The sequence below is a fragment of the Saccharopolyspora erythraea genome, from assembly GCF_018141105.1.
GTDB classification, from domain to species: domain Bacteria; phylum Actinomycetota; class Actinomycetes; order Mycobacteriales; family Pseudonocardiaceae; genus Saccharopolyspora_D; species Saccharopolyspora_D erythraea_A.
Genome location: NZ_CP054839.1, coordinates 6,361,081 through 6,380,771, shown reverse-complemented (window position 1 = coordinate 6,380,771; position 19,691 = coordinate 6,361,081). Strand labels below are relative to the sequence as shown.

Genomic DNA, 19,691 nt, shown 5'->3' with positions numbered 1-19,691 from the left:
AGACTGTGTGCCAGTGGAGCTGCGGAGCCAGTTTGTGCGCCAAGGCAACTGCCCGGACAAGGACGTCTACACGCTGTTCACCGAGCATGTTCGCGCACATCCGGACCGCGACGCGGTGATCGATGCGGAACGGACACTCGACTACGCAACGCTGGACCGTGAGGTACGCCGGATCGCCGCGGCGCTGACCGATGCCGGGCTCGGCGCGCGGGACATCATCGGGATCCGCATGCCCAACGGGTGGCGGATGGCCGTAGCGGAACTCGCGGTCGCCGCGATCGGCGCGGTGGCGCTTCCGTACCCGGCGGGCCGCGGTAGCCGGGATACAATCAGTCTGCTCGGCCGCTCACGTGCCAGCGCCGGCATCTTCGGCGCTGCACAGGACGCGGACGTCGCCAGCGAGCTGGCACATACTCGCTCGGTATTCACCTTCGGTGCAGGCGAAGACGGATCACGCTCGCTGGACGACGTCCGTCCATCGAGCGAATGGTCCCCACGGCCAGTAGATCCGGAGGCACCCGTCCGGATCCTGGTCACGTCTGGTACTTCGGCGGACCCGAAGATGATCGCCTACTCGCACAACGCCATGGCCGGGGGCCGAGCGAACTATGTGCGGGCCCTGCACGACGGGGATGGACCGGTGCGCGGTCTCATCCTCATGTCGATGGCCTCGTCCTACGGTTCGTGCGCGACCTTCGTCGCCATTGCCGCTTTGGGCTGGACGCTCGTGCTGGCTGAGCGGTTCGATTCGGCGCAAGCCTTGCGGATGGTCGCCCAGTACCGTCCGACGCATCTGTTCGGTGTGCCGACGATGTTGCGCCGGCTGTCGGAACATCCCAGTACACCGGACGAAGACACCACAAGCCTGCGGGCGGTCGTGTCGAGTGCTGCTCCGCTCTCTGATGTCACCGCGCAGCAATGCCGTCGGCGGTTCGGCTGTCAGGTCATCACTATTTACGGATCATCGGACGGAGTGAACTGCCACACCGCGAGAACGGGAACAGGTCGTGGAGCAGGTACCGGAACTCCCGATCAATCAGTTGCATCGATCCGCATCGTGGACCGTCAGGGTCAGCCTGCTCCGCAGGGTGAGACCGGCGAAATCTGGGCTCGGGGCCCGATGAGCCCGCTGTGCTACGTCGCAGCCCCCGAGCTCGACGCCCGTTATCGCACCCCAGATGGTTGGGTACGCAGTGGAGACCGGGGTTTGTTCGACGAGCACGGGCGGTTGCACGTCCTGGGCAGGCTCGAACAGGTCATCTCGCGGGGCGGCTACAAGATCAGCCCGGCCGAGGTCGAGCGTGAGATCAGCGCACATCCGGTGGTCGTCGACGTGGCGTGCGTACCGGTGCCGGATGACGATCTCGGTGAACGAATGTGCGCGTGCATCAGTCAAGCCGCAGGAACTCCAGAGCTGTCTCTCTCCGAGATCACCGCTTTCCTCGAGCAAGAACGCGGACTCGAACGTCGGAAACTACCGGAGTTCCTGGTGCGGTTGCCGGAACTCCCGTTGGCTCCAACCGGGAAGGTATGCCGCCGTACCACTACCTCGATCGCCGTCGAGCACATTGCTACCCGGGATCCTGAACCGGTGGGGAGCTGAACCATGAGCCAGCGACTCAATCTCATCCAGGAATCGCCGGACAACTTCGAGGCCCTGAACAAGCTCAGCAGAGCCGCCGAGGAACGCGCGCGGGCATCCGGTGTGGATGCGAAGCTACTCGAGCTCGTCCGCATCCGCGCCTCGCAGCTCAACGGGTGCCAGTTCTGCGTGGAGATGCACACGCGTTCCGCGCGGGAGGCGGGGGAGTCCGAACATCGTTTGCAGGAGCTGCTGAACTGGCCGGACTCGAGCCTGTTCACCGAAGGAGAGCAGGCGGCGTTGCGCTTGACCGAGTCCGTGACGTTGCTCAACGAACGAAAGGTGCCCGACGAGGACTACTGTCCGGCGGAAAAGCACTTCGATAACCCTCAGTTGGCAAGTCTGCTATGGACTGTGGCGCTGATTAATTCCTACAACCGGCTGTCGATCGCGACAGTCTCTGTGTCCTAGGTGCTGGCTTACAAGTTTGCGCAGTTTTCGATCACCACCTCGACTTGTTCGTGTATAGGTGCTGGCAGCCGGCGCGGAACCACGGCCGGCGTCGTTCGCGTGCTATTGGTAGCGAAACGAAAGCAAGAAAGGAATCCAGATGTCTCGGACAGGTATGGTGCTGCTCGGTTTCTTCGGTGCTCTACCCGTAATGGTAGCTGCAGCCGTTCCCGCCTCGGCGGCCACCGAACAGGTGACCGTTTTCGAGACCGAAGCGCAGCCGCTCACCACGTACGAGAACCCGGACGGCTGCTACAAGCTGCCGCCCGCAGCGCATGTCTTGAACAACCAGACCAACGAGCCGGTGCGCATCTACGGGGATCCGCTCTGCCTGGGGCCGAGCATGACCGTAGAGCCGGGACATGGTTCCCACGTCGCTCCGGGCAGTGGGAGCTTCTCCGTCTGAAACGCGGCGCCGGTGCGTGCCGTGTGTTCGGTGCCCCGGCAGTCGACTGCGGTACTCCGCCGGCTCAACCAAAAAGTCATCTGATCTTACACGGACGTTCGGCGAACGTTTGTGTGAGGCGACGCGCACTTCGCGCGCCGCTGTTCCCATGTGATAACGAAATGGAGTGATTGAGAAATGACCGCCACCGTAGCCAACGAGCGGCTGCAGAAGCGTTTTGCCAAGTGGGATCACGACGGCAGCGGCCGTTTGGAGCGGGCGGACTTCGAGCAGGAGGCAGCCCAGATCGCTCAAGCCTTTGGTAAGAGCGAGGACTCGGCGGACGTGCAGCCGATCAAGAATGCCTTGATCGGGCTGTTCGACTACGTTGCCCAGGAGGCCGGGAGCGATGGATCGGTCACCGAGGCGCAGTTCATGGAGGTCACGGGAAACCTCATCTTCGAAAAGGGCGAGGCGGAATTCAACCGCACGCTGAAGCCACTGGTGCAGGGCATCATTGCGCTGTGCGACAAGAACGACGATGGGAAGATCAACGGAGCGGAGTTCGCCACTTGGCTCACTGCCCTGGGGATGGACCGGAGCCAGGCCGCGGAGGCGTTCCAGAAGGTCGACAAGAACGGTAATGGTGAGCTGTCCACTGACGAGCTCCTGGCAGCCGTCCGCGAATACCACTTCGGCCGGTCCGACGTCGAGCTGTTGGGCTGAGCTTCGCCACGGATGCTGATCCCACGCGGCCGGTGCTGTTCTGGTCATCGGCCGCGTGGACATCCGATCTGAGGAGAATGCATGTGTAGCAACGCTTCTGTTGTCACCGCAGGTGACGTAGCGGAGGAGTGGCGGCAGCGGGCCCGGCGTGCTGGCCTGGCCCGAGTGATGCGGGCTTCCCAGCCGGCGGAGTACAACGCCGACACGACGGAGCAGACCCGGCGGGTCGTGGCGGGGAAACTGCGGACCGCGGCGCGCGAGCTCGCCCGCCCACTGTCCGCCGCACTGGAGATCGGGTGCGGGATCGGCCGCCTGACACCGACTCTGGCGGCACAGGCGGATCGCGTTGTGGCGCTGGACATGACTCCCGGAATGCTGAACGAAGCAAAGGTATCCTGCGCAAATCTGTCAAATGTGGAGTTCGAGTTGGGGCGTGCCGAAGACTTGCCCTGGCATGGCCGGAAGTTTGATGTCGCGGTGTCGGTGTGGGTGCTGATGCACGTCCTCGACGAGGTGGCGCTTGCCGAGATCTGCCGATCGATCGCGCGCTCCAGTCGCTACTTCGTGCTCGTGGAGTACGCGCAGGCCGCGATCCAGGTCAGCAAGTGGTCCCGGCTGCGGTCGGTGGACGACTACCTCGCACTGATGCCGGGTGCACAACGAGTGGAGGAGAGCGCGCTGTATTACGGCGGGGACCGTTCCACGGCGGCACTAATCCGGTTTCCCTGCTGAGACGAGGTTCTGATCCATGACCACCGAAACGAGCCGCTCGACGGGATACGTCCGGCCGGAAAGCAAGCTGCGTAGTTACGCGCGGTTGGCCAAGCTCGATGTCTACGACTACTACCTCAGTATTCTCGTGGTCGCCTCCGCGGTCCTCGTGCCGTTGGGTGCGTTCAATGCACGCACCGCCTTGACGCTGCTCGGCTTCCTCGTAGGCGAGGTCCTGGTGACCGTCGCTCTGGTCGCGTTCGACGACCTCACCGGATTCCGTGATGGCAGCGACATCAAGAACTACGGGCCGGACAATCCACTCCGCAAGAAGCTGCGGAAGCCGCTCGTCGCCGGCACGCTTACGCCTGCCGAAGCGGAGCGCTTCGGCTGGATCACGGCCCTGCTCGGGGCTTCCGTCTGGGCGGGTACGATCGCCATCGCACCGGCGAGTCCGGTATGGACCATCGCGGCGATCGGCGTGCTCTACGTCCTGGCGTTGCAGTATTCTTACGGGCTCAAACTGAGCTACCGCGGGCTCCAGGAGATCTTTCTCGTCTGGCTCGGCCTCTCTCTGGTGATCGCCCCCTATGGGCTTGTGTCCGGGCAGTTCTCCTGGTTCCTGCTGGCCCAGGGCGTATTGTTCGGCTTCGGCCCGCTCATGTTCGGGGTCTACTCCAACAGCAACGACGTCGAGGGTGACCGCTTGGTGAACCGGCCGACCGTGGCCGCTCTCGTCTCGGAACGAGGCAACACGATTTTCATCGGTGTACTCTCGTTCGCCGAGTTCACCATCGGTGCGGTGGCTTCGGCGGTCGGAACGGCGCCGTGGTGGTTCGTTCTGCTGATGCTGCCGGCGACGGCACTGCGCGCGCGGCAGTACTACCTCGGTTTCCGAGTCGGCGACATCATGCGAGCCCGCAAATTGGGCTTCGTAGTTCACCGGGTCAGTGTCGGCCTGCTGATCGCGGCGAACCTACTCGTCAGCGCGGGAGGTCCGGCATGAGCACTGATCTCGATGTCGCTGTCGTCGGCGCGGGCATTTCGGGCCTGACCGCGGCGCACGAGTTGCACCGGGCAGGGTTGGATGTACGGGTATTCGAGGCGCAGCCGGAAGTCGGCGGCCGGATGCACAGTTTCCGGCACGAAGGTTTCGTGCTGGATGAGGGGGCGGAGCAGCTGTCCCCGCAAGGCTACCGCGCGACCTGGGAGCTTCTGGCCCGCCTTGGGGTGTCGCTCGACGAAATTCCGAAGATCGGCAGCGCCATCGGTATGTGGCGGAACGGACGCACACACCATGGCGTCGCCGACTGGACTGGGATGGTCACCGGTGCGGGGCTCTCGTTGCGAGCGCGCCTCGATCTGGCGCGGGTGCTCGGTGGCGCATCGCACCGGAAGCGGGAATACGACTGCGACTTTCCGGAGTCCACACCGCTGGACGCCGCAACCGTCCGCGAGTTCACCGCACGCTACCACGACGAGCTGCACGACTACCTGTTCCAACCGGTTGCAGGCTGCTTCTTCGGTTGGGACACGGCGCGCTCGGCGGCGGCGCCGATGCTGAGTCTACTGCTGGCCGTTGGCCAGGCCGGCAGCTGGCGAACCTATCGCGATGGGATGGACACGCTTGCGCGCCGACTGGCCGATGGCCTGGACATCGCCACCGGCGTGCGCGTGGACCAAGTCGCTGCGGAGCGGGACTCGGCACGCTTGCAGGTCGGTGGCGACACCGTGACGGCCCGTTCGGTCCTGCTGTGCGTGCCGGCGCCGATCGCCGCGAAGCTGCACGCCAACGCACCCGACCATGAGCGTCCGTTCTTGTCGGCGTGCACGTTCACCCCGACGCTGAAGGTCAGCTGCCTGCTAGACAGGCCGGTGGCACCGGAGTCCCACCGGCCGCTGTACGTGCTGCTCACCCCGGAAGTCGAGGAACCGGTTCTGTCCGGGATCATCATCGACCACGCCAAGCACCCGGGACGCGCACCGGCGGGCAAGGGACTTCTGACCCTGATGGCCAACGCCCGAAGTGTCCCGGAGTTGCTGGATGTTCCGGAACACGAGGTGATCGAGCGGCTGACATCCGCGGCAGCCCGCTACGTGCCGGGCCTGGAATCGGCCAATGCGGCAAATTTCGTACACCGGTTCCGATATGGGTTGCCCGAAGCGACCCCGGAGGCGTTGCGGTTGCGCTCCGCTTTCATGGCACGCGACTGTGCGCCGGTCGACTACGCGGGTGACTGGTTGACACTGCGGCCGTCAAGCGAAGGCGCCGTTCGCGCGGGAGCGCTCGCGGCGTCTCGAGCGCTGAGCCGGCTCGGAAGAGACCGAGACCGTCGCCGATCCGCGCTCATTTAGGCTTTGGAGACATTGTGAAACCGGATGATATGGGCGTCCTGTTCGATGAAGTCGCCGAACACGGCAGCCCCACCACAGTTCACCTGGACCGCCCGTTCGATCTCGGCGACGACCGCCGCAAGTTCGCAGTCGCGGACCTAGCGGAGCTGGTGCGAGAGCTGGCCGGATGGCTCGCGGCCGCCGGTGCTGGTAACTGCGACCGGGTGGCGATCGTCAAGGAGAACCACTGGGACTACGACTTGTTGTCCTGTGCAGCGGTGCGGATTGGCGCTGTCCCGGCGAAGCTTTCTGACCGCTTGTCCAGCGACATCGTCGAGGTCCTGCTCAAGCGCCTTGAACCCAAATTGCTGGTCACCACATCAGCTGTGCTCGAACGCGGCCGAGCAGCAGGCGTCGACCTTGCCTCGCTGGCAAGTGCGACACTGGTACTCGATGCTGCGATGCCCGGCGCGCTGTCGCTGGATGATGTGCGCGGGCACGACGCACCCGGCCCGCGCCGCCGCCATGACGACGAACCGCTCGCGATCATGCACACTTCCGGCACAACTGGGACGCCCAAACTGGTCGTGCACTCGCGGAACACGATCATCGGTCAGCTGGCGAGGTTCGAAACGGTGCGCTATCCGGTGATCGGAATGCGTGGTGACGACACGCTCGGCAACGCGAGTGCGTACCCGCACGGCCGCACCTTCTGCTGGACCGCGAGCGCGTTCTGCCTGGCACCGCGGGAAATCGTCATCATCTCGAAGCAGGACGCAGACAGGGCAGATCCGGTGCTGCGTGCACATCCGCCAACGGTCATGGAGGCCCTTCCGGCGACGTACGTGCGGTTCGCACCGTTGGCTGAGAGGCTGGACAACCCGTTCCGACGGACGCGATTGTTCGTGAGTACCTACGACGCCATACACCCGCCCACGATCAGATCGTATCTGACCGCGAGTCGTCGTAAGCGCCCATTGTGGATGCAGGGATGGGGTCAGTCCGAGACCGGGCCACTGACTTTCCGCTTCCACACCCGGGCCTCGGTCGATCCGAGACACGGCGGCAGCACGAGCCGCAACGTCGGCTACGCGGTCCCGGTCAAGACCCGGTTGCGCGTGGTCGATCCCGACAGCTTCGAGCCGGTACCGCGCGGTCGGCCCGGGCTCGTGCTGACCAAGACCGCAGCCCGCTGCTTGGACTACGTCGGGGAGACAGACCGGTGGCAGGCCAAGCACTGGGGCGACTGGTGGATCACCGGTGATCTCGGGGTACGCAAGTGGGATGGCAGCGTGGAGTTGCTCGACCGCGAAGTCGACACCGTACCTGAGATGAGTTGTCTGCGTGTCGAAGACCTCTTGGAAGAGCGTCTGCCGCAGGCGCTGGAGTGCGTGATTCTCGGACAACCCGGCAAGGCGCCGCTGCCGGTCGTCGCTACCGTCGACGGCGAGCTCGACAAAGCGAGCTGGTTGCGCGCAACCCACGACATTCCGACCCTCCAAGCGCCGATCGCTCTGACTTGGGATCAAATCCCACGCACCGGTAGCGGCAAGGTCCGCCGCCTCGCCCTGCTGCAGGAGATCACGGCGACGGCTGAAACCCACGGCACCGGAAGGTGGACCTGACAGGGCGTTGCTGCGCGGGTCATGCGGAAGCCGCGAGCGTGTGCACTGCTGCCCGCAACTGACACGACGAAGGTCGTCGGCTTGATGAGCCTGCCAGGCGCAATGACCGGGCTCATCCTGGCGACCGTCGACCAGCCGACCGCTATCCGCTACCAGAGCGTCGTGATGTACATGCTGCTTACCGCCACCGTCGCCAGCCAACTCGCCCAACGCACATTTGTTGTCCAGCATTGCCACGCGTGGACCTCAGATGCACAGTTGAGCGCCTCTGGCCTGGCAGATGCCAGTGGACTCCTTTACTGCGCCGAGTACACTGGTAGTCGACCTCGAAGAATGAGCTTGAGCATGCCGTTGACCCTCGCTTGATCTGGGGGTCAAGGGGTCGTGGGTTCGAATCCCGCCGTCCCGACGGTCGAAAGGGTCTTCGCAGGTAAGCGCCTGTGAAGACCCTTTTTTCATGATCATGCGGCTCATGGTTCGGGCGAGCACGCCGCTCATGGACCCCTTTACCTCTCGTCAAATGGCAGTGGCCTCGTCGCGTCATGCCCGGTCCGCTGGCTGACGGTCGCGTTCTCGACTCCTTGACACGCTTCGGGGCATCCCCTGGCTGTCTTGTGGGAGGCGTGCGGCGGCGGGACGTCCTCAGTGGGAGCATGGCTCCTGAACCCCCGAGAGCATGGGCCACGCAGCTGTCCTCGTCATGCCACGCCCCGCCCATTTGGATGCTGGGTACGCGATGATTCTCGCGACGCTCGCATGCGTGACCGAGGATGTGTTGACGATCGTCGCACCATCGGAGTCGGTCCCGCTGGTGCGACCACTTGTAGCTCAGGACGACGCAGATCTGCTTGGCGTGTCCAGCACCCGTCGAAAGCTCAAGGGGCTCGTCATGGGCGCACCGCCAGATCGTGGCCTTATCGACCAGTGCGTTGAGCGTGCTGAACTCCCCAGCCATGGTTCATGGCAGACTCCAGTGCTGGGGCTGGGTGACGTTGATGTGGAAGTACCGCGCTTCGTCGCCGATGATGGGCGCGGCGTGCTTCCCCTGTTCGTGGCGCACGTCCGCCAGCACGGCCGAAGCGCTGGCACGAGAGAAGCGCAGGGCGCTTCGGTGCCCTCGCGCCTAAAGGTTGTCCCGTAATGGCGGGCGTGGGTCATGGTGGATCATGTACGGGTGCAGGTGATCGGGGTTGACCAGCCGGCGTGGATACCGACGTTCACAGGGCTGTCGGTGCGGCAGTTCGGCAAGCTGGTGGGCATCGTGCGGCGTCGTGGCGCCGAGCAGACCGGAGCCGGCCGCCGGTGGGGACTGTCGCTGGACGACCGGGTGCTGCTGGTTGCGGTGTACTACCGCACCAATCTCACTCTTCGGCAGGTCGCGTTGCTGTTCGATGTCTCCAAGTCCGCGGCCGGGCGGGTCGTGGACCACCTGGGCCCGTATCTCGCGTTGTCGCCGGTCAAGCGCGAACACGGCCCGGACGCGGTGCTGATCGTCGACGGCACCCTGGTGCCCACTCACGATCGGGGCGTGAGTGCGTCGTCGAAGAACTATCGGTACTCGACGAACCTTCAGGTCGTGATCGACGCCAACCCGCGGCTGACGGTCGCGATCGGAAAACCCTTGCCGGGCAACCACAACGACTGCCGTGCCTATACCGAATCCGGTGTCGACCAGGACTGCTCGGGCGCGCAGGTGATGGCCGACGGCGGCTATCAGGGCAACCGCGAGGTGATCATGCCGTATCGCAAACCCACTGACGGCAGCGAGCTTCCCGAGTGGAAAGATGAGCTCAACAGCGTTCACAAGCGAGTCCGTGCCTGCGTCGAGCATGCCCTGGCGCACATGAAGTCCTGGAACATCCTCCGTAACTGCCGGCGCAAACGCGACGGCGTCTGGCACGCCGCCAGGGCGTGGCCCTGATGCGCAACCGCGCTATGACGCACTGAAACCAACCTCCACCACACAGGCCGTGTTTCCCTTGCACGCCACCGATACTTGATCATTACGGGACAGGTTTTAGTAGGTCCCAGATCGACAGTTCCCGAATCGGCACCCCCTGCACACCCGCCCACGTTCACGATCGCCACCTTCACGATCGCCAGGCGTGCTTCCGGTTCACTTCCGCCGACGTGCGGGGCTGGTCCATCGTTCAGTCATCGTTTGTGAGTCTCGTCGAGCTGCTGCGAACCACGAGGGGAGCACAAGCTCGTGATGATCGTCTGGCTCCGCTCACCGGAGGATTGCCAGCACTTGGAGGAGCGGTTGGCGGCCCGCTTGCCGTCGCTTTGTGCTGCCGACATCGCGGACCTGGTCGAGGAGCGGGACGGATTTCCGGCGTTGGTTCGCGCATGAGCACGTGGTGCTGGTGGACTTCGGGCGATTCCGCTAGTGGACCGCCGAACTTCTACGCTGCTCCGGGAGCGGGGCCGGTTGACGCACGAGTGATCAGCGGAGCTGGTAGGAGGATCGAGTTCTCAGTGGACCTGCGACCTTGCAGGCTGTCGTGCAGCAAGCTCCATCCCACGCGGCCGAGTTCGACGCGAGGGCTGTTCGCCGTCGTGAGGCTGGGATCGATGTGGCGACCGATCGCGATGTCGTCGAAGCCGGTCACGGAGATGTCGTGGGGCACCGTGATGCCGAGTTCCCGCAGACGCGACAGCGCGCCGACGGCGGACAGATCGTTGAAGCAGACGATGGCGGTCGGGGTGTGGCGGAGCGCCTCGTCAACTGCGTCGTAGCTGGTTTCGATGGTGCCGTCGGACTCGACGCGGGTGGCCTGGATTCCGAGGACTCGGCTGCTGGTCTCGATTCCGCGCCAGCGTTCGCGGTCTTGCCATGCCAGATCGGACCCGGACAGGTAGACGATGCGACGGTGGCCGAGTTTTGAGAGGTGGGCGCAGATCTCGAGCGTGGCGTTGAAGCTGTCGACTCCGACCATGGGCAGATCGATCCCGAGCTCGACGCGGTTGATCAGCACGACAGGTGTGTCCATGCGGGCCAGTTCGCGCAGGCGCGTCAAGTCGATGCGGGACGACAACAGGGCGAGCCCGTCGACGTGTCCCATGAGGTCGACGACCGTCTCGAACTCGTGGTCGGGGCCGGTGGCGTGGTCGGCGGTCAGCATGCGGTAGCCGGATTCGGAGGCGGTGTCGTGCATGCTCTTGACGATGTCGTGGAAGTAGGCGTTGCTGAGGTCTGGCATGAGCACGCCGATGTTGCGTACTGCGCCTCGTGCCAGGCCGCGCGCGGCTTCGCTGGGCCGGTAGCCCAGTTGCTGTGCGATCTGGCGGACGCGCTGGGCCAGCTCGGGCTTGACGGTTTCCGCCCCGCTCATGACCCGGGAGACCGTCGCGGTCGATACGCCGGCGGCGGCGGCCACCGTTCGAATGGTCGGCTTGCGCTGAGTCGAAGACGTCACGGCCTTGCTCATGGCGCCGCCTCCTTCGTCTGAACGGGCCGGGAACCCCGGTCAACGTCTTTCCACATTGTTTCAGGCAACGGCCACCCCGTGGGCCGTCGACCCCGTTGCGGTCGGCCCCGCCGCATGTACAGCGACGCTCGTGAGCTGGGGCGGGGCCGGGCAACGTCAGCTGGTGGTGACGGGAGCCGTGTCCTTCTCGCGCTGCGTGGTCAGCGCGTCGCGGCTGTCCTCCAGGTTCCGGCCTGTCGGGTCCGGGGTGACGAACGTGGTCGCCACCGTGATGGCGCAGAGGATCGTGGTGTAGCCGGCGATGAACACCCACGCCCCCAGCCCGGCGCCCGGAACGTCAGCGCCGCCGTCCGAACTCACGACTGCGGCGATGATGCCGGCGCCGATGAGCGGAGCGAGCCCGCCGGAGATCACCGCGGAGACCTCGCGGGCGACCGACACCCCGAGGTAGCGGTGCCGGGAACCGAACAGTTCGGTCATGAAGGCGCTCTGGGACCCGAACATGCCCCACGTGCCGACACCCAGCGCGAGCGAGATCACGATGATGGTGACCACTGTGCTGCCCTGGCTCAGTGCCCACCAGATCGGGAAGGCGGCGACCAGCTGGAAGATCGCGAACGCCCGGTAGACCCGGACCCGGCCGTACCGGTCGGACAAGGCACCGGCGATCGGGACCATGACTGCACCGAGGGTGGCTGCGAACACCAGCGACAGGGCGCCGATGGGGCCCTTGATCCCTACTGCGGCGCTGGTGACGTAGGCGACGGCCAGGGCCTGGTAGATCGAGGACGACCCGTTCTCGGCCATGCGCAGGCCGATCCCGCGCAGCAGGGTGCCGCGGGAGTTCGTCAGCAGCTCGCGCATGGGGTGGTCGGCGATCTGCTCACGGGCCTCGAGCTTCTGGAAGGTGGGCGACTCCTTCAGCTTGAGGCGCAGGTAGATGGCCACGAGCACCAGCACGAAGCTGGCCAGGAACGGGATGCGCCACCACCAGGTGCTGGTGACGGTGCTCCCGCCGGCGCCGGAGAGCACGAAGTAGATCAGCGCCGCTACGACGGTGCCGACCTGCACTCCCATGAACGGCAGGGATGCGAAGAACCCGCGGCGCTGCCGAGGCGAGTACTCGGTCATCAGGATCGACGCCCCGGCCATCTCCGCGCCCGCGCCGAGCCCTTGCACGACGCGTAGGACGATGAGCAGGACCGGGGCCAGGATTCCGACTCCGGAGCCGTACCAGTCGCCAGGGTTGTCGTTGTAGGTCGGCAGGAAACCGATGAGCGTGCTTGCGATGCCCATCATGGCGACGGTGGCCATCAGGACGAACTTGCGGCCGAGGCGGTCGCCGAGCCGGCCGAAGATGATGCCGCCGATGGGTCGGACGCCGAAGCCGATGAAGTAGGTCCCGAAGCTGAGGATCAGCCCGGTGGTGGGGTCTCCGCCGGGGAAGAACAGCGGGGTGAAGATCAGCGCTGCCGCCAGGCTGTAGAGCGCCATGTCGTAGTACTCGAGGGCGCTGCCGACTGAACTGGCCCACGCGGCGCGGCGCAGGTCGGCAGTGGTGATGTTCGGGTTGTCCGGTGTGGCGTGGGTTGCGGCCTGAGCGGGTTGGTGCATCGTCGTTGATCTCTCTTTGCCAGGCGGTTGCGCCGGTGGTTGACAAGTATCCGGTCGCGGTTGGAAATGCGTCGTGCTGGTGGTGTTGGTCAGGTGCGGGTCGGTGCGGGCTGTTCGTCCGACCGATCGTGCGCGTGGCTCGGCTGGTCGAGACGCCGGGCGGCTGTGGTGGCGGCCTGCCGCAGCCATCGCAGTGGATCGGTCATCGCGTCCTGGGCCGATCCCGCGAGCACGGTGAGGTCGAGTCCGAGATCGGGCGGCGTCTCGGCGAGGCGCCCGGCCACCACGGCGGTGCGCAGTCCGTTCTCCCGTGCCCGGCCGAGCACGAATCCGACGAGCTTGCCCGTGGCGGACGTGTGGTCGTAGCACCCCTCGCCGGTGACGACGACGTCGCACTCGGGCAGAGCTCGCGTCAGTCCGGTGAGCTCGGCGATGCGACTCGCCCCCTCCACGAGGCACCCTCCCCAAGCTCCGAGCCCGAACCCGGTTCCACCGGCAGCACCCGCACCGGGCTGCGCGGCGTCGACCGGGAGCACTTGGGCGAGCATCTCGGCGAAATGATCAAGGGCGGTGTCAAGCGCGGCGATTTGTGTCGGACTGGCGCCCTTCTGCGGTCCGAACACGCTCGCGGCGCCGTTCGGACCTGTGAGCACGGCGCGGGTGTCGGTGAGCAGCTCGACCCCACCCGGAGGAGGAGCGATCAGCCCGGTGATGTCGATGTGGTCCAGCTCGGCGAGAGCGAGACCACCGTCGGTCAGATGGCGGTTGTGCCGGTCGAGCAGGCGCGCACCTAGGCCGCACAGTGCGCCCGCACCGCCGTCGGTGGAGGCAGACCCGCCCAAGGTGACGCACACTCGGGGCGCGCCCGATTCGACGGCGGCCCGGATCGTCTCGCCCAGACCGCGGGTGCTCGCCCCGACCGGGTCGGGGCGGCGCAGCATGGGAAGGCCGCAGATCTGGGCCAGCTCGATCACGGCCGTTCCATCCGCCAGCGCCAGCCACCGCCCGGAGACCGGATCACCGTCCGGGCCGGTCACCAACGGTCCCGTCCGCCAACGGGCCTGCGCCACCGAGGCCTCGATCGCCGCGGCGGTGCCTTCCCCGCCATCGGCCTGCGGAAGCACGAGCACCTCGTCCCGTGGCCGCTGCCGAGCCCACCCGTCAGCCAGCGCTCCGGCCACCTCGGTGGCGGTCGCACTGCCCTTGAAGGAGTCCGGAGCGACGAGGACGCGCAGCGCGCGTCGCGGGTCGGCGTCGGTCAACCGGCGGCTCATGTGATCGAGTAGCCGCCGTCGACCGGCAGCACGGCGCCGGTCACGTAGCGAGCTGCGTCGGAGGCCAGGAAGGAGACGACGTCGGCCACGTCGCCACCGTCGGCGAGTCGACCGAGCGGGATCCGGCTCATCACCCGGTCGTGGAACTCGGGGTCGCCGAGCTTCTCGGCCGTCATCGGCGTGACGACATAGCCCGGGGCGACGGCGTTGACCCGGATGCCCTGCGGGCCGAGCTCGACCGCGAGGCCCTTCGTGAGCTGCAGGAGTCCGGCCTTGGTCGCGCCGTAGGGCACGATCCCCGCGACCGCGCGGTCCGACGACAGCGACACGATGTTGACGATCGAACCGCGGTTCGCGGTCAGGAACTTCACCGCGGCCTGGGTCAGGCGGTACGCGGCCGTCAGGTTGACCGACAGCAGCCGCTCCCAGTCCTGCGCCGCGATGTCCACCGCCGCCGTTCGGACCTGGATACCGGCGGCGTTGACCAGGACGTCCAGCGAGCCGGTCTCGGCCACCACCTGGTCCACAACGCGCTGCGGGGCGTCGGCCGCGGTGAGGTCGCCTAACACCGCGAAACCCGCCACGTCAGCGGCCACCGCACGAGCGCGGTCGTCGGCGTCGACGACGGCTACCGTCGCGCCCCGGGCCGACAGGGCGCGGGCGATGGCCGACCCGATGCCGCCGGATCCGCCCGTCACGATCGCGGTGCGGCCCGAGAGCTCTCCGGGCGGGGAGGCCGTGGAGGGGCGGGGGGCGTCCTGACTCGACGTCATCGTGCACACCTTCCTTGGTGCGGTCGTCGGAACTAAGCCGGCTCGACTAGGGCGAGTAACCGGATACTTTCTCGGTTCGGTTTCAGATCAGGCCCTTGAACTGGTGGTTCGGGACCGTATACCGTCGCGTCGGCCAATACAAGTAACCGGTTACCGGGAGAGTCAATGAGGGCGATCGCCTTGCCCGCCGCCGACGGGACCATCAGCACCCACGAACTCGGTCGGCCGGCCGAACTGCGTGTTCGCGCCGATCCGGCGTCGAGCCGCCTGGCCTACGCCGCGGCACACGTCGTGGCGGACCCGGTGCGTGCCTGCGCCGAGGCCGGGCCGGACCAGATCGACTGGGATGCCACGCTGCGGCTGCGCCACCGGCTCTGGGACCTGGGCCTGGGCGTGGCCGAAGCGATGGACACCTCGCAGCGGGGTATGGGGCTGAACTGGGAGGCAGCGCGTGAGCTGGCGCGGCGCAGCCTCGCGGAGGCACACGCACGCTCCGCGCGGATCGTCGTCGGCATCGCCACCGACCAGCTCCCCGCCGACAGCAGCGATCTGTCCGCGGTTCGTGAGGCCTACCTCGAACAGCTCCACGACATCGAGGGGGCCGGCGGGGAGGTCGTCCTCATGGCCAGCCGGCAGCTGGTGCGCGCGGCCGACGGCGCCGAGGACTACCTGTCGGTCTACGACGCCGTGCTCAGCGAAGCCACCCGCCCGGTCGTGCTGCACTGGCTGGGCGAGGTCTTCGACCCCGCGCTGGCCGGTTACTGGGGTCACACCGACCCCTACAAGGCGATGTCGGTGGTGCTCGACATCATCGGTCGGCACGCCGAGTCGGTGCGTGGCATCAAGGTGTCGCTGCTCGACGCCGAGCTCGAACGTGAGCTGCGTCGTCGGCTGCCCGACGGCGTGCACCTGTTCACCGGCGACGACTACAACTACACCGATCTCATCGCAGGCGACGGCACCCACCACAGCGACGCGCTTCTCGGCGCCTTCGCGGTCATCGGCCGCTACGCCTCGGCCGCGCTGAACCGCCTCGACGCGGGCGACGAAGCCGGTTTCCGCGAGATCCTGGCGCCCACCGAAGCGCTGTCGCGGCTGGTTTTCGCCTCACCGACGCGGTTCTACAAGGTGGGCGTGGCGTGGCTGGCCTACCTCGACGGGGCCCAGGACCACTTCCGGATGATCGGTGGCTTCGAAACCGGACGCAGCCTGGGCCACCTCGGCGACCTGGTGCGCGCCGCCGACTCCATCGGCCTGTTCGCCGACCCCGACTTCACCGCGCACCGCGTCGCCGGCTACTTCACCGCGCACGGGATCGGGTGAGCGCCATGGACCTGTCGATGTGCAGTCTGAATTCGGTCACAGTGCGCGCGGCGATGCTGCCGGAGCTGGTGGACCTGGCCACCGAGCACGGTTTCGGAGGCGTCGGCCTCTGGCGTGAGAGCTATGCCGAGCACGGCGTCACCGCCGCGGCTCGGCGGATCGCCCGGTCCGGGCTCCGCGTCACGAGCGTGTGCCGCGGCGGGATGTTCCCCCAGCCGACTCCGGAACGGCGCTCCCGCGCGCACGACGACAACCTCCGGGCCGTCGACGAGGCACACGCGCTGGACGCGGCCTGCCTGGTCCTGGTGTGCGGCCCCGCCCATGACCGGGACCTGGCCGGCGCCCGCGCTCAGATCGCCGACGGCATCACGGCACTGCTTGAGCACGCCGCTGCTGCCGGGATCCCGCTGGCCGTCGAGCCCATGCATCCCATCATGGCCGCCGACCGCTCCGCGATCACCTCGCTCGCCGAAGCCGTCGATCTCGTCGACCGGATCGGCTCCCCGTGGGTCGGGCTGGCTGTGGACTCCTACCACGTCTGGTGGGACGTCGCCTTGCCGCAGTTGCTGGCGCGATCCGGCCCGGCCGTGCACACTGTGCAGCTCGCCGATTGGGTCCTGCCCATCCACGGCCAGCTCAGCAGCCGTGGGATGCCCGGCGAGGGACACGTCGACATGGCGCGGTTCGTCGAGCTGTCGCGCCGGGCTGGATACCACGGACTGATCGAGGTCGAGGTGCTCAGCGACCACTGGTGGTCCCAGCCGCCAGAGCAGGCCGCGCAGGCCGCCGCGGCTGCCCTGGCCGCCATCCCGGAGCCCGCACCGACCGTCACGGACCGACCACCACCGCCTTCGCGGCACCGGCACGCCAGCTCGGGCGAACGGCCCACCGCAGACCAACGACGTTGCGAGGAAGCACACGCCATGCACACACCTCAGATCCTCACCGCCCGCCGTGCGGCCGACCTGATCAACGACGGCGACGTGATCACCGTCAGCTCGTCGTCCGGGCTGGGCTGCCCGGACGCCGTGCTGGCCGGGATCGGCGAGCGCTTCGCCGAAACCTCCAGTCCCCGCGCTCTGACCTCCCTGCACCCGATCGCCGCGGGCGACATGTCCGGCATCAAGGGCATCGACCACATCGCCCGTCCCGGACTGCTCAGGCGCGTTGTCGCCGGCTCCTACCCCTCCGGCCCGTCGAAGGCCGAGCCTCCCCGGATCTGGCAGATGATCGAGAACGGCGAGATCGAGGCCTACAACTTCCCCTCTGGCGTGCTCTACCAGATGCACCGCGCCGCCGCCGCCAAGCAGCCCGGCGTCTTCACCAAGGTCGGTCTCGGCTCGTTCGTCGACCCCGACGAGACCGGCGGGCGGATGAACGACACCACCCCCGACCGCTACGTGCGCCGCGCCGAGCTCGACGAGCAGGAGTGGCTCTACTTCCAGGCCATCACCCCGAACGTGGCGATCATCCGCGCCACCACCGCCGACGAGCACGGCAACCTGACCTTCGAGGACGAAGCCTCCCCGCTCGGGGCCCTCGATCTCGCCTACGCCGCGCACAACAACGGGGGAGTGGTCATCGCCCAGGTCAAGCGCCTGGCCCAGGGAGGCAGCCTCGCCCCGCAGTCGGTGAGGGTGCCCGGCATCCTCGTCGACGCTCTGGTCGTGGTCCCCGACCAGCTCCAGACCACCCAGACCGCGTACGACCCGGCCATCTCCGGGCAGCTACGCCGTCCGCTGTCCGCACTCGATCCGCTGCCGTTCTCCCCGGAGAAGGTCACCGCGCGGCGCGCGACCCGCGAGCTGCGCTCCGGCGAGATCGTCAACCTCGGGTTCGGGATCTCGGCACTCGTGCCGCACGTCCTGGTCGAGGAGGGCCTGGCCGGCTCGGTCAGCTGGGTGATCGAACAGGGCGCGGTCGGCGGGGTGCCACTGCTCGACTTCGTCTTCGGGGTCGCTCAGAACCCGGACGCGATCATGCAGAGCAGCGACCAGTTCACGCTTCTTCAGGGTGGCGGTTTTCACCGCACCATGCTGTCGTTCCTCGAGATCGACGCAGACGGCTCTGTGAACGTCCACCACCTGCCCAAGCGGCGCCACGTCACCGCGGGAGTCGGCGGCTTCGCCGACATCGTCTCCGCCGCGCCGGAGATCGTGTTCCTCGGCTCGTTCACCGCTGGGCGCCGCGATATCGGCATCGCCGATGGGGCACTGCGGATCCGCGAGGACGGATCCCACACAAAGCTCGTGAAGAAGGTGACCTCCCCGACCTTCTCCGGACGCCGAGCTCTGGAGAACGGCCAGAAGGTCACCTACGTCACCGAGCGAGCCGTGCTGGAGCTGCGTCCCGAGGGCCTCACCGTGACCGAGCTGGCCCCGGGCGTCGACTTGGAGCGCGACGTCCTGGCCCGCGCGGAGTTCCCGCTCCAGGTCAGCGACGAGCTCAAGACCATGGACGCCGACCTGTTCGTCCCCGGCGTGATGGGCCTGACCCTCGCCGCCGCCGCACCGCACGCCCGCGTCGCTGCCCTCATGAACGGTGCGACCGCCCCGACCGCCCAGGAGCGCTGATGACCGGCACCAGCGAAACCACTGCTGCAGAACCGATTTCGACGAACGGATCGGTGACCCTCAGCTATAGTCACGACGGGCTGGTCGCGACCCTCACTATCGATCGTCCCGCGAAGCTCAATGCCCTGACCCTGGAGATGCTCGACGAGCTGGAACGCCGACTCGGCGAGCTCGCGGTGTCGTCCGCCCGCGTCGTCCTGGTACGCACCGCTGGTACCAAGGTCTTCTGCGTCGGCGCCGACATCAGCGCCTTCTCCCAGCTCTCGGCCGCCGACATGTGGCGTCGCTGGATCAGCGACGGGCACCGGGTGTTCGACCGGCTCGCTCGACTGCGCCAGCCGACCATCGCCGTCGTCGACGGTCTGGCCGTGGGCGGCGGCCTGGAACTCGCACTCGCCTGCGACTTCCGGCTGGCCGGCCGCCACGCCCGGTTCGGCCTACCCGAGGTCGGACTCGGCACGATCCCTGGCTGGGGCGGAACCGAGCGCCTCACCCAGCTCGTCGGAGCGTCTCGGGCCAAGCAGCTGATTCTCACCCGCCGCCAGATCGATGCCACAGTCGCCGAGAAGTGGGGACTGGTCAACGACGTCGCCGCCGACGAACTCGATACCGAGGTCGAACGGTACGTCAACGACCTGCTTGGCTCCGCGCCGATCGCCCAACAGGTGGCCAAACAACTCGTCGACGCCGCTGCTGCGGGTGCCCCCTCGGCCATCGTCGAGACGATCGCCAGCGGCTTCACCTCCTACACCGACGACTTCGCCGAGGGCGTCCAGGCGTTTATGAACAAGTCCGCTCCGGATTTCCGAGGCCGGTAGTCCCTGCCGCGA

17 protein-coding genes and 1 pseudogene are annotated in these 19,691 nt (G+C 67.0%); 14 read left to right on the top strand and 4 right to left on the bottom strand.

Going from position 1 to position 19,691, the window contains the following annotated elements; genetic code table 11:
- Nucleotides 1-13: 13 nt before the first annotated feature.
- The 11 genes and pseudogenes from HUO13_RS28475 (at nt 14) to HUO13_RS28425 (ending at nt 9,820) form a co-directional block, all read left to right on the top strand.
- A complete protein-coding gene (locus HUO13_RS28475) occupies nt 14-1,603 on the top strand; it encodes a class I adenylate-forming enzyme family protein (RefSeq protein WP_349253341.1) in 1,590 nt (529 codons plus the stop codon).
- A gap of 3 nt (nt 1,604-1,606) precedes the next feature.
- Nucleotides 1,607-2,053 (top strand): carboxymuconolactone decarboxylase family protein, encoded by a 447-nt coding sequence (locus HUO13_RS28470; RefSeq protein WP_211898066.1) that lies wholly within the window; start codon nt 1,607-1,609, stop codon nt 2,051-2,053.
- Nucleotides 2,054-2,192: 139 nt separating this feature from the next.
- Nucleotides 2,193-2,498 carry a hypothetical protein gene (locus tag HUO13_RS28465; protein WP_249124140.1) on the top strand — a complete coding sequence of 102 codons (306 nt, stop codon included), beginning with the start codon at nt 2,193-2,195 and terminating at the stop codon, nt 2,496-2,498.
- A gap of 177 nt (nt 2,499-2,675) precedes the next feature.
- Nucleotides 2,676-3,203, top strand: coding sequence for an EF-hand domain-containing protein (locus tag HUO13_RS28460; RefSeq protein WP_211898065.1), 528 nt, complete (start codon nt 2,676-2,678; stop codon nt 3,201-3,203).
- Nucleotides 3,204-3,284: 81 nt separating this feature from the next.
- Entirely contained in the window at nt 3,285-3,935 is a 651-nt protein-coding gene (locus HUO13_RS28455; RefSeq protein ID WP_249124139.1) for a class I SAM-dependent methyltransferase, read from the top strand.
- Nucleotides 3,936-3,951: 16 nt separating this feature from the next.
- Nucleotides 3,952-4,920 carry a UbiA family prenyltransferase gene (locus HUO13_RS28450; protein WP_211898064.1) on the top strand — a complete coding sequence of 323 codons (969 nt, stop codon included), beginning with the start codon at nt 3,952-3,954 and terminating at the stop codon, nt 4,918-4,920.
- On the top strand, nt 4,917-6,269 hold the full coding sequence (locus tag HUO13_RS28445) for a protoporphyrinogen/coproporphyrinogen oxidase (protein ID WP_211898063.1): 1,353 nt from the start codon (nt 4,917-4,919) through the stop codon (nt 6,267-6,269). The genes HUO13_RS28450 and HUO13_RS28445 overlap by 4 nt, the downstream gene beginning before the upstream one ends.
- A gap of 29 nt (nt 6,270-6,298) precedes the next feature.
- Nucleotides 6,299-7,873 (top strand): AMP-binding protein, encoded by a 1,575-nt coding sequence (locus HUO13_RS28440; protein WP_211903219.1) that lies wholly within the window; start codon nt 6,299-6,301, stop codon nt 7,871-7,873.
- A 21-nt stretch (nt 7,874-7,894) separates the two neighbouring features.
- Nucleotides 7,895-8,239 carry an ABC transporter permease gene (locus tag HUO13_RS38440; protein ID WP_211898062.1) on the top strand — a complete coding sequence of 115 codons (345 nt, stop codon included), beginning with the start codon at nt 7,895-7,897 and terminating at the stop codon, nt 8,237-8,239.
- A 394-nt stretch (nt 8,240-8,633) separates the two neighbouring features.
- The gene (locus tag HUO13_RS28430) at nt 8,634-9,014 is read left to right on the top strand and encodes a hypothetical protein (protein WP_211898061.1); all 381 of its coding nucleotides are present in this window, start codon (nt 8,634-8,636) and stop codon (nt 9,012-9,014) included.
- Nucleotides 9,015-9,029: 15 nt separating this feature from the next.
- Nucleotides 9,030-9,820, top strand: a pseudogene (locus tag HUO13_RS28425) (transposase family protein).
- 458 nt (nt 9,821-10,278) lie between these two features.
- Here the strand turns inward: HUO13_RS28425 and HUO13_RS28420 are convergent.
- The 4 genes from HUO13_RS28420 to HUO13_RS28405 form a co-directional block, all read right to left on the bottom strand.
- On the bottom strand, nt 10,279-11,304 hold the full coding sequence (locus HUO13_RS28420) for a LacI family DNA-binding transcriptional regulator (RefSeq protein WP_211898059.1): 1,026 nt from the start codon (nt 11,302-11,304) through the stop codon (nt 10,279-10,281).
- Nucleotides 11,305-11,460: 156 nt separating this feature from the next.
- On the bottom strand, nt 11,461-12,918 hold the full coding sequence (locus HUO13_RS28415; protein WP_211898058.1) for an MFS transporter: 1,458 nt from the start codon (nt 12,916-12,918) through the stop codon (nt 11,461-11,463).
- A gap of 89 nt (nt 12,919-13,007) precedes the next feature.
- Nucleotides 13,008-14,192 carry a glycerate kinase gene (locus HUO13_RS28410; protein ID WP_211898057.1) on the bottom strand — a complete coding sequence of 395 codons (1,185 nt, stop codon included), beginning with the start codon at nt 14,190-14,192 and terminating at the stop codon, nt 13,008-13,010.
- On the bottom strand, nt 14,189-14,965 hold the full coding sequence (locus HUO13_RS28405; protein WP_211898056.1) for an SDR family NAD(P)-dependent oxidoreductase: 777 nt from the start codon (nt 14,963-14,965) through the stop codon (nt 14,189-14,191). Before HUO13_RS28405 ends, HUO13_RS28410 begins: the two co-directional genes overlap by 4 nt.
- A gap of 165 nt (nt 14,966-15,130) precedes the next feature.
- Here HUO13_RS28405 and HUO13_RS28400 point away from each other — a divergent pair, with 165 nt between their 5' ends.
- From HUO13_RS28400 to HUO13_RS28390, 3 genes are read left to right on the top strand one after another with little or no spacing between them, the layout of a single operon-like run.
- Entirely contained in the window at nt 15,131-16,288 is a 1,158-nt protein-coding gene (locus tag HUO13_RS28400; RefSeq protein ID WP_211898055.1) for a DUF993 family protein, read from the top strand.
- A gap of 17 nt (nt 16,289-16,305) precedes the next feature.
- Nucleotides 16,306-18,861, top strand: coding sequence for a TIM barrel protein (locus HUO13_RS28395; RefSeq protein WP_249124138.1), 2,556 nt, complete (start codon nt 16,306-16,308; stop codon nt 18,859-18,861).
- Complete coding sequence (locus HUO13_RS28390; RefSeq protein WP_211898053.1) at nt 18,861-19,679, top strand: enoyl-CoA hydratase/isomerase family protein; 819 nt, start codon at nt 18,861-18,863, stop codon at nt 19,677-19,679. Before HUO13_RS28395 ends, HUO13_RS28390 begins: the two co-directional genes overlap by 1 nt.
- Nucleotides 19,680-19,691: the final 12 nt, after the last annotated feature.

What these genes read in the sequence shown, in the direction of transcription:
- HUO13_RS28470 (WP_211898066.1), top strand. Translation starts at nt 1,607, where the DNA reads ATGAGCCAGCGACTCAATCTCATCCAGGAATCGCCGGACAACTTCGAG.
- HUO13_RS28465 (WP_249124140.1), top strand. Translation starts at nt 2,193, where the DNA reads ATGTCTCGGACAGGTATGGTGCTGCTCGGTTTCTTCGGTGCTCTACCC.
- HUO13_RS28460 (WP_211898065.1), top strand. Translation starts at nt 2,676, where the DNA reads ATGACCGCCACCGTAGCCAACGAGCGGCTGCAGAAGCGTTTTGCCAAG.
- HUO13_RS28455 (WP_249124139.1), top strand. Translation starts at nt 3,285, where the DNA reads ATGTGTAGCAACGCTTCTGTTGTCACCGCAGGTGACGTAGCGGAGGAG.
- HUO13_RS28450 (WP_211898064.1), top strand. Translation starts at nt 3,952, where the DNA reads ATGACCACCGAAACGAGCCGCTCGACGGGATACGTCCGGCCGGAAAGC.
- HUO13_RS28445 (WP_211898063.1), top strand. Translation starts at nt 4,917, where the DNA reads ATGAGCACTGATCTCGATGTCGCTGTCGTCGGCGCGGGCATTTCGGGC.
- HUO13_RS28440 (WP_211903219.1), top strand. Translation starts at nt 6,299, where the DNA reads ATGGGCGTCCTGTTCGATGAAGTCGCCGAACACGGCAGCCCCACCACA.
- HUO13_RS38440 (WP_211898062.1), top strand. Translation starts at nt 7,895, where the DNA reads ATGCGGAAGCCGCGAGCGTGTGCACTGCTGCCCGCAACTGACACGACG.
- HUO13_RS28420 (WP_211898059.1), bottom strand. Translation starts at nt 11,304, where the DNA reads ATGAGCAAGGCCGTGACGTCTTCGACTCAGCGCAAGCCGACCATTCGA.
- HUO13_RS28415 (WP_211898058.1), bottom strand. Translation starts at nt 12,918, where the DNA reads ATGCACCAACCCGCTCAGGCCGCAACCCACGCCACACCGGACAACCCG.
- HUO13_RS28410 (WP_211898057.1), bottom strand. Translation starts at nt 14,192, where the DNA reads ATGAGCCGCCGGTTGACCGACGCCGACCCGCGACGCGCGCTGCGCGTC.
- HUO13_RS28405 (WP_211898056.1), bottom strand. Translation starts at nt 14,965, where the DNA reads ATGACGTCGAGTCAGGACGCCCCCCGCCCCTCCACGGCCTCCCCGCCC.
- HUO13_RS28400 (WP_211898055.1), top strand. Translation starts at nt 15,131, where the DNA reads ATGAGGGCGATCGCCTTGCCCGCCGCCGACGGGACCATCAGCACCCAC.
- HUO13_RS28395 (WP_249124138.1), top strand. Translation starts at nt 16,306, where the DNA reads ATGTGCAGTCTGAATTCGGTCACAGTGCGCGCGGCGATGCTGCCGGAG.
- HUO13_RS28390 (WP_211898053.1), top strand. Translation starts at nt 18,861, where the DNA reads ATGACCGGCACCAGCGAAACCACTGCTGCAGAACCGATTTCGACGAAC.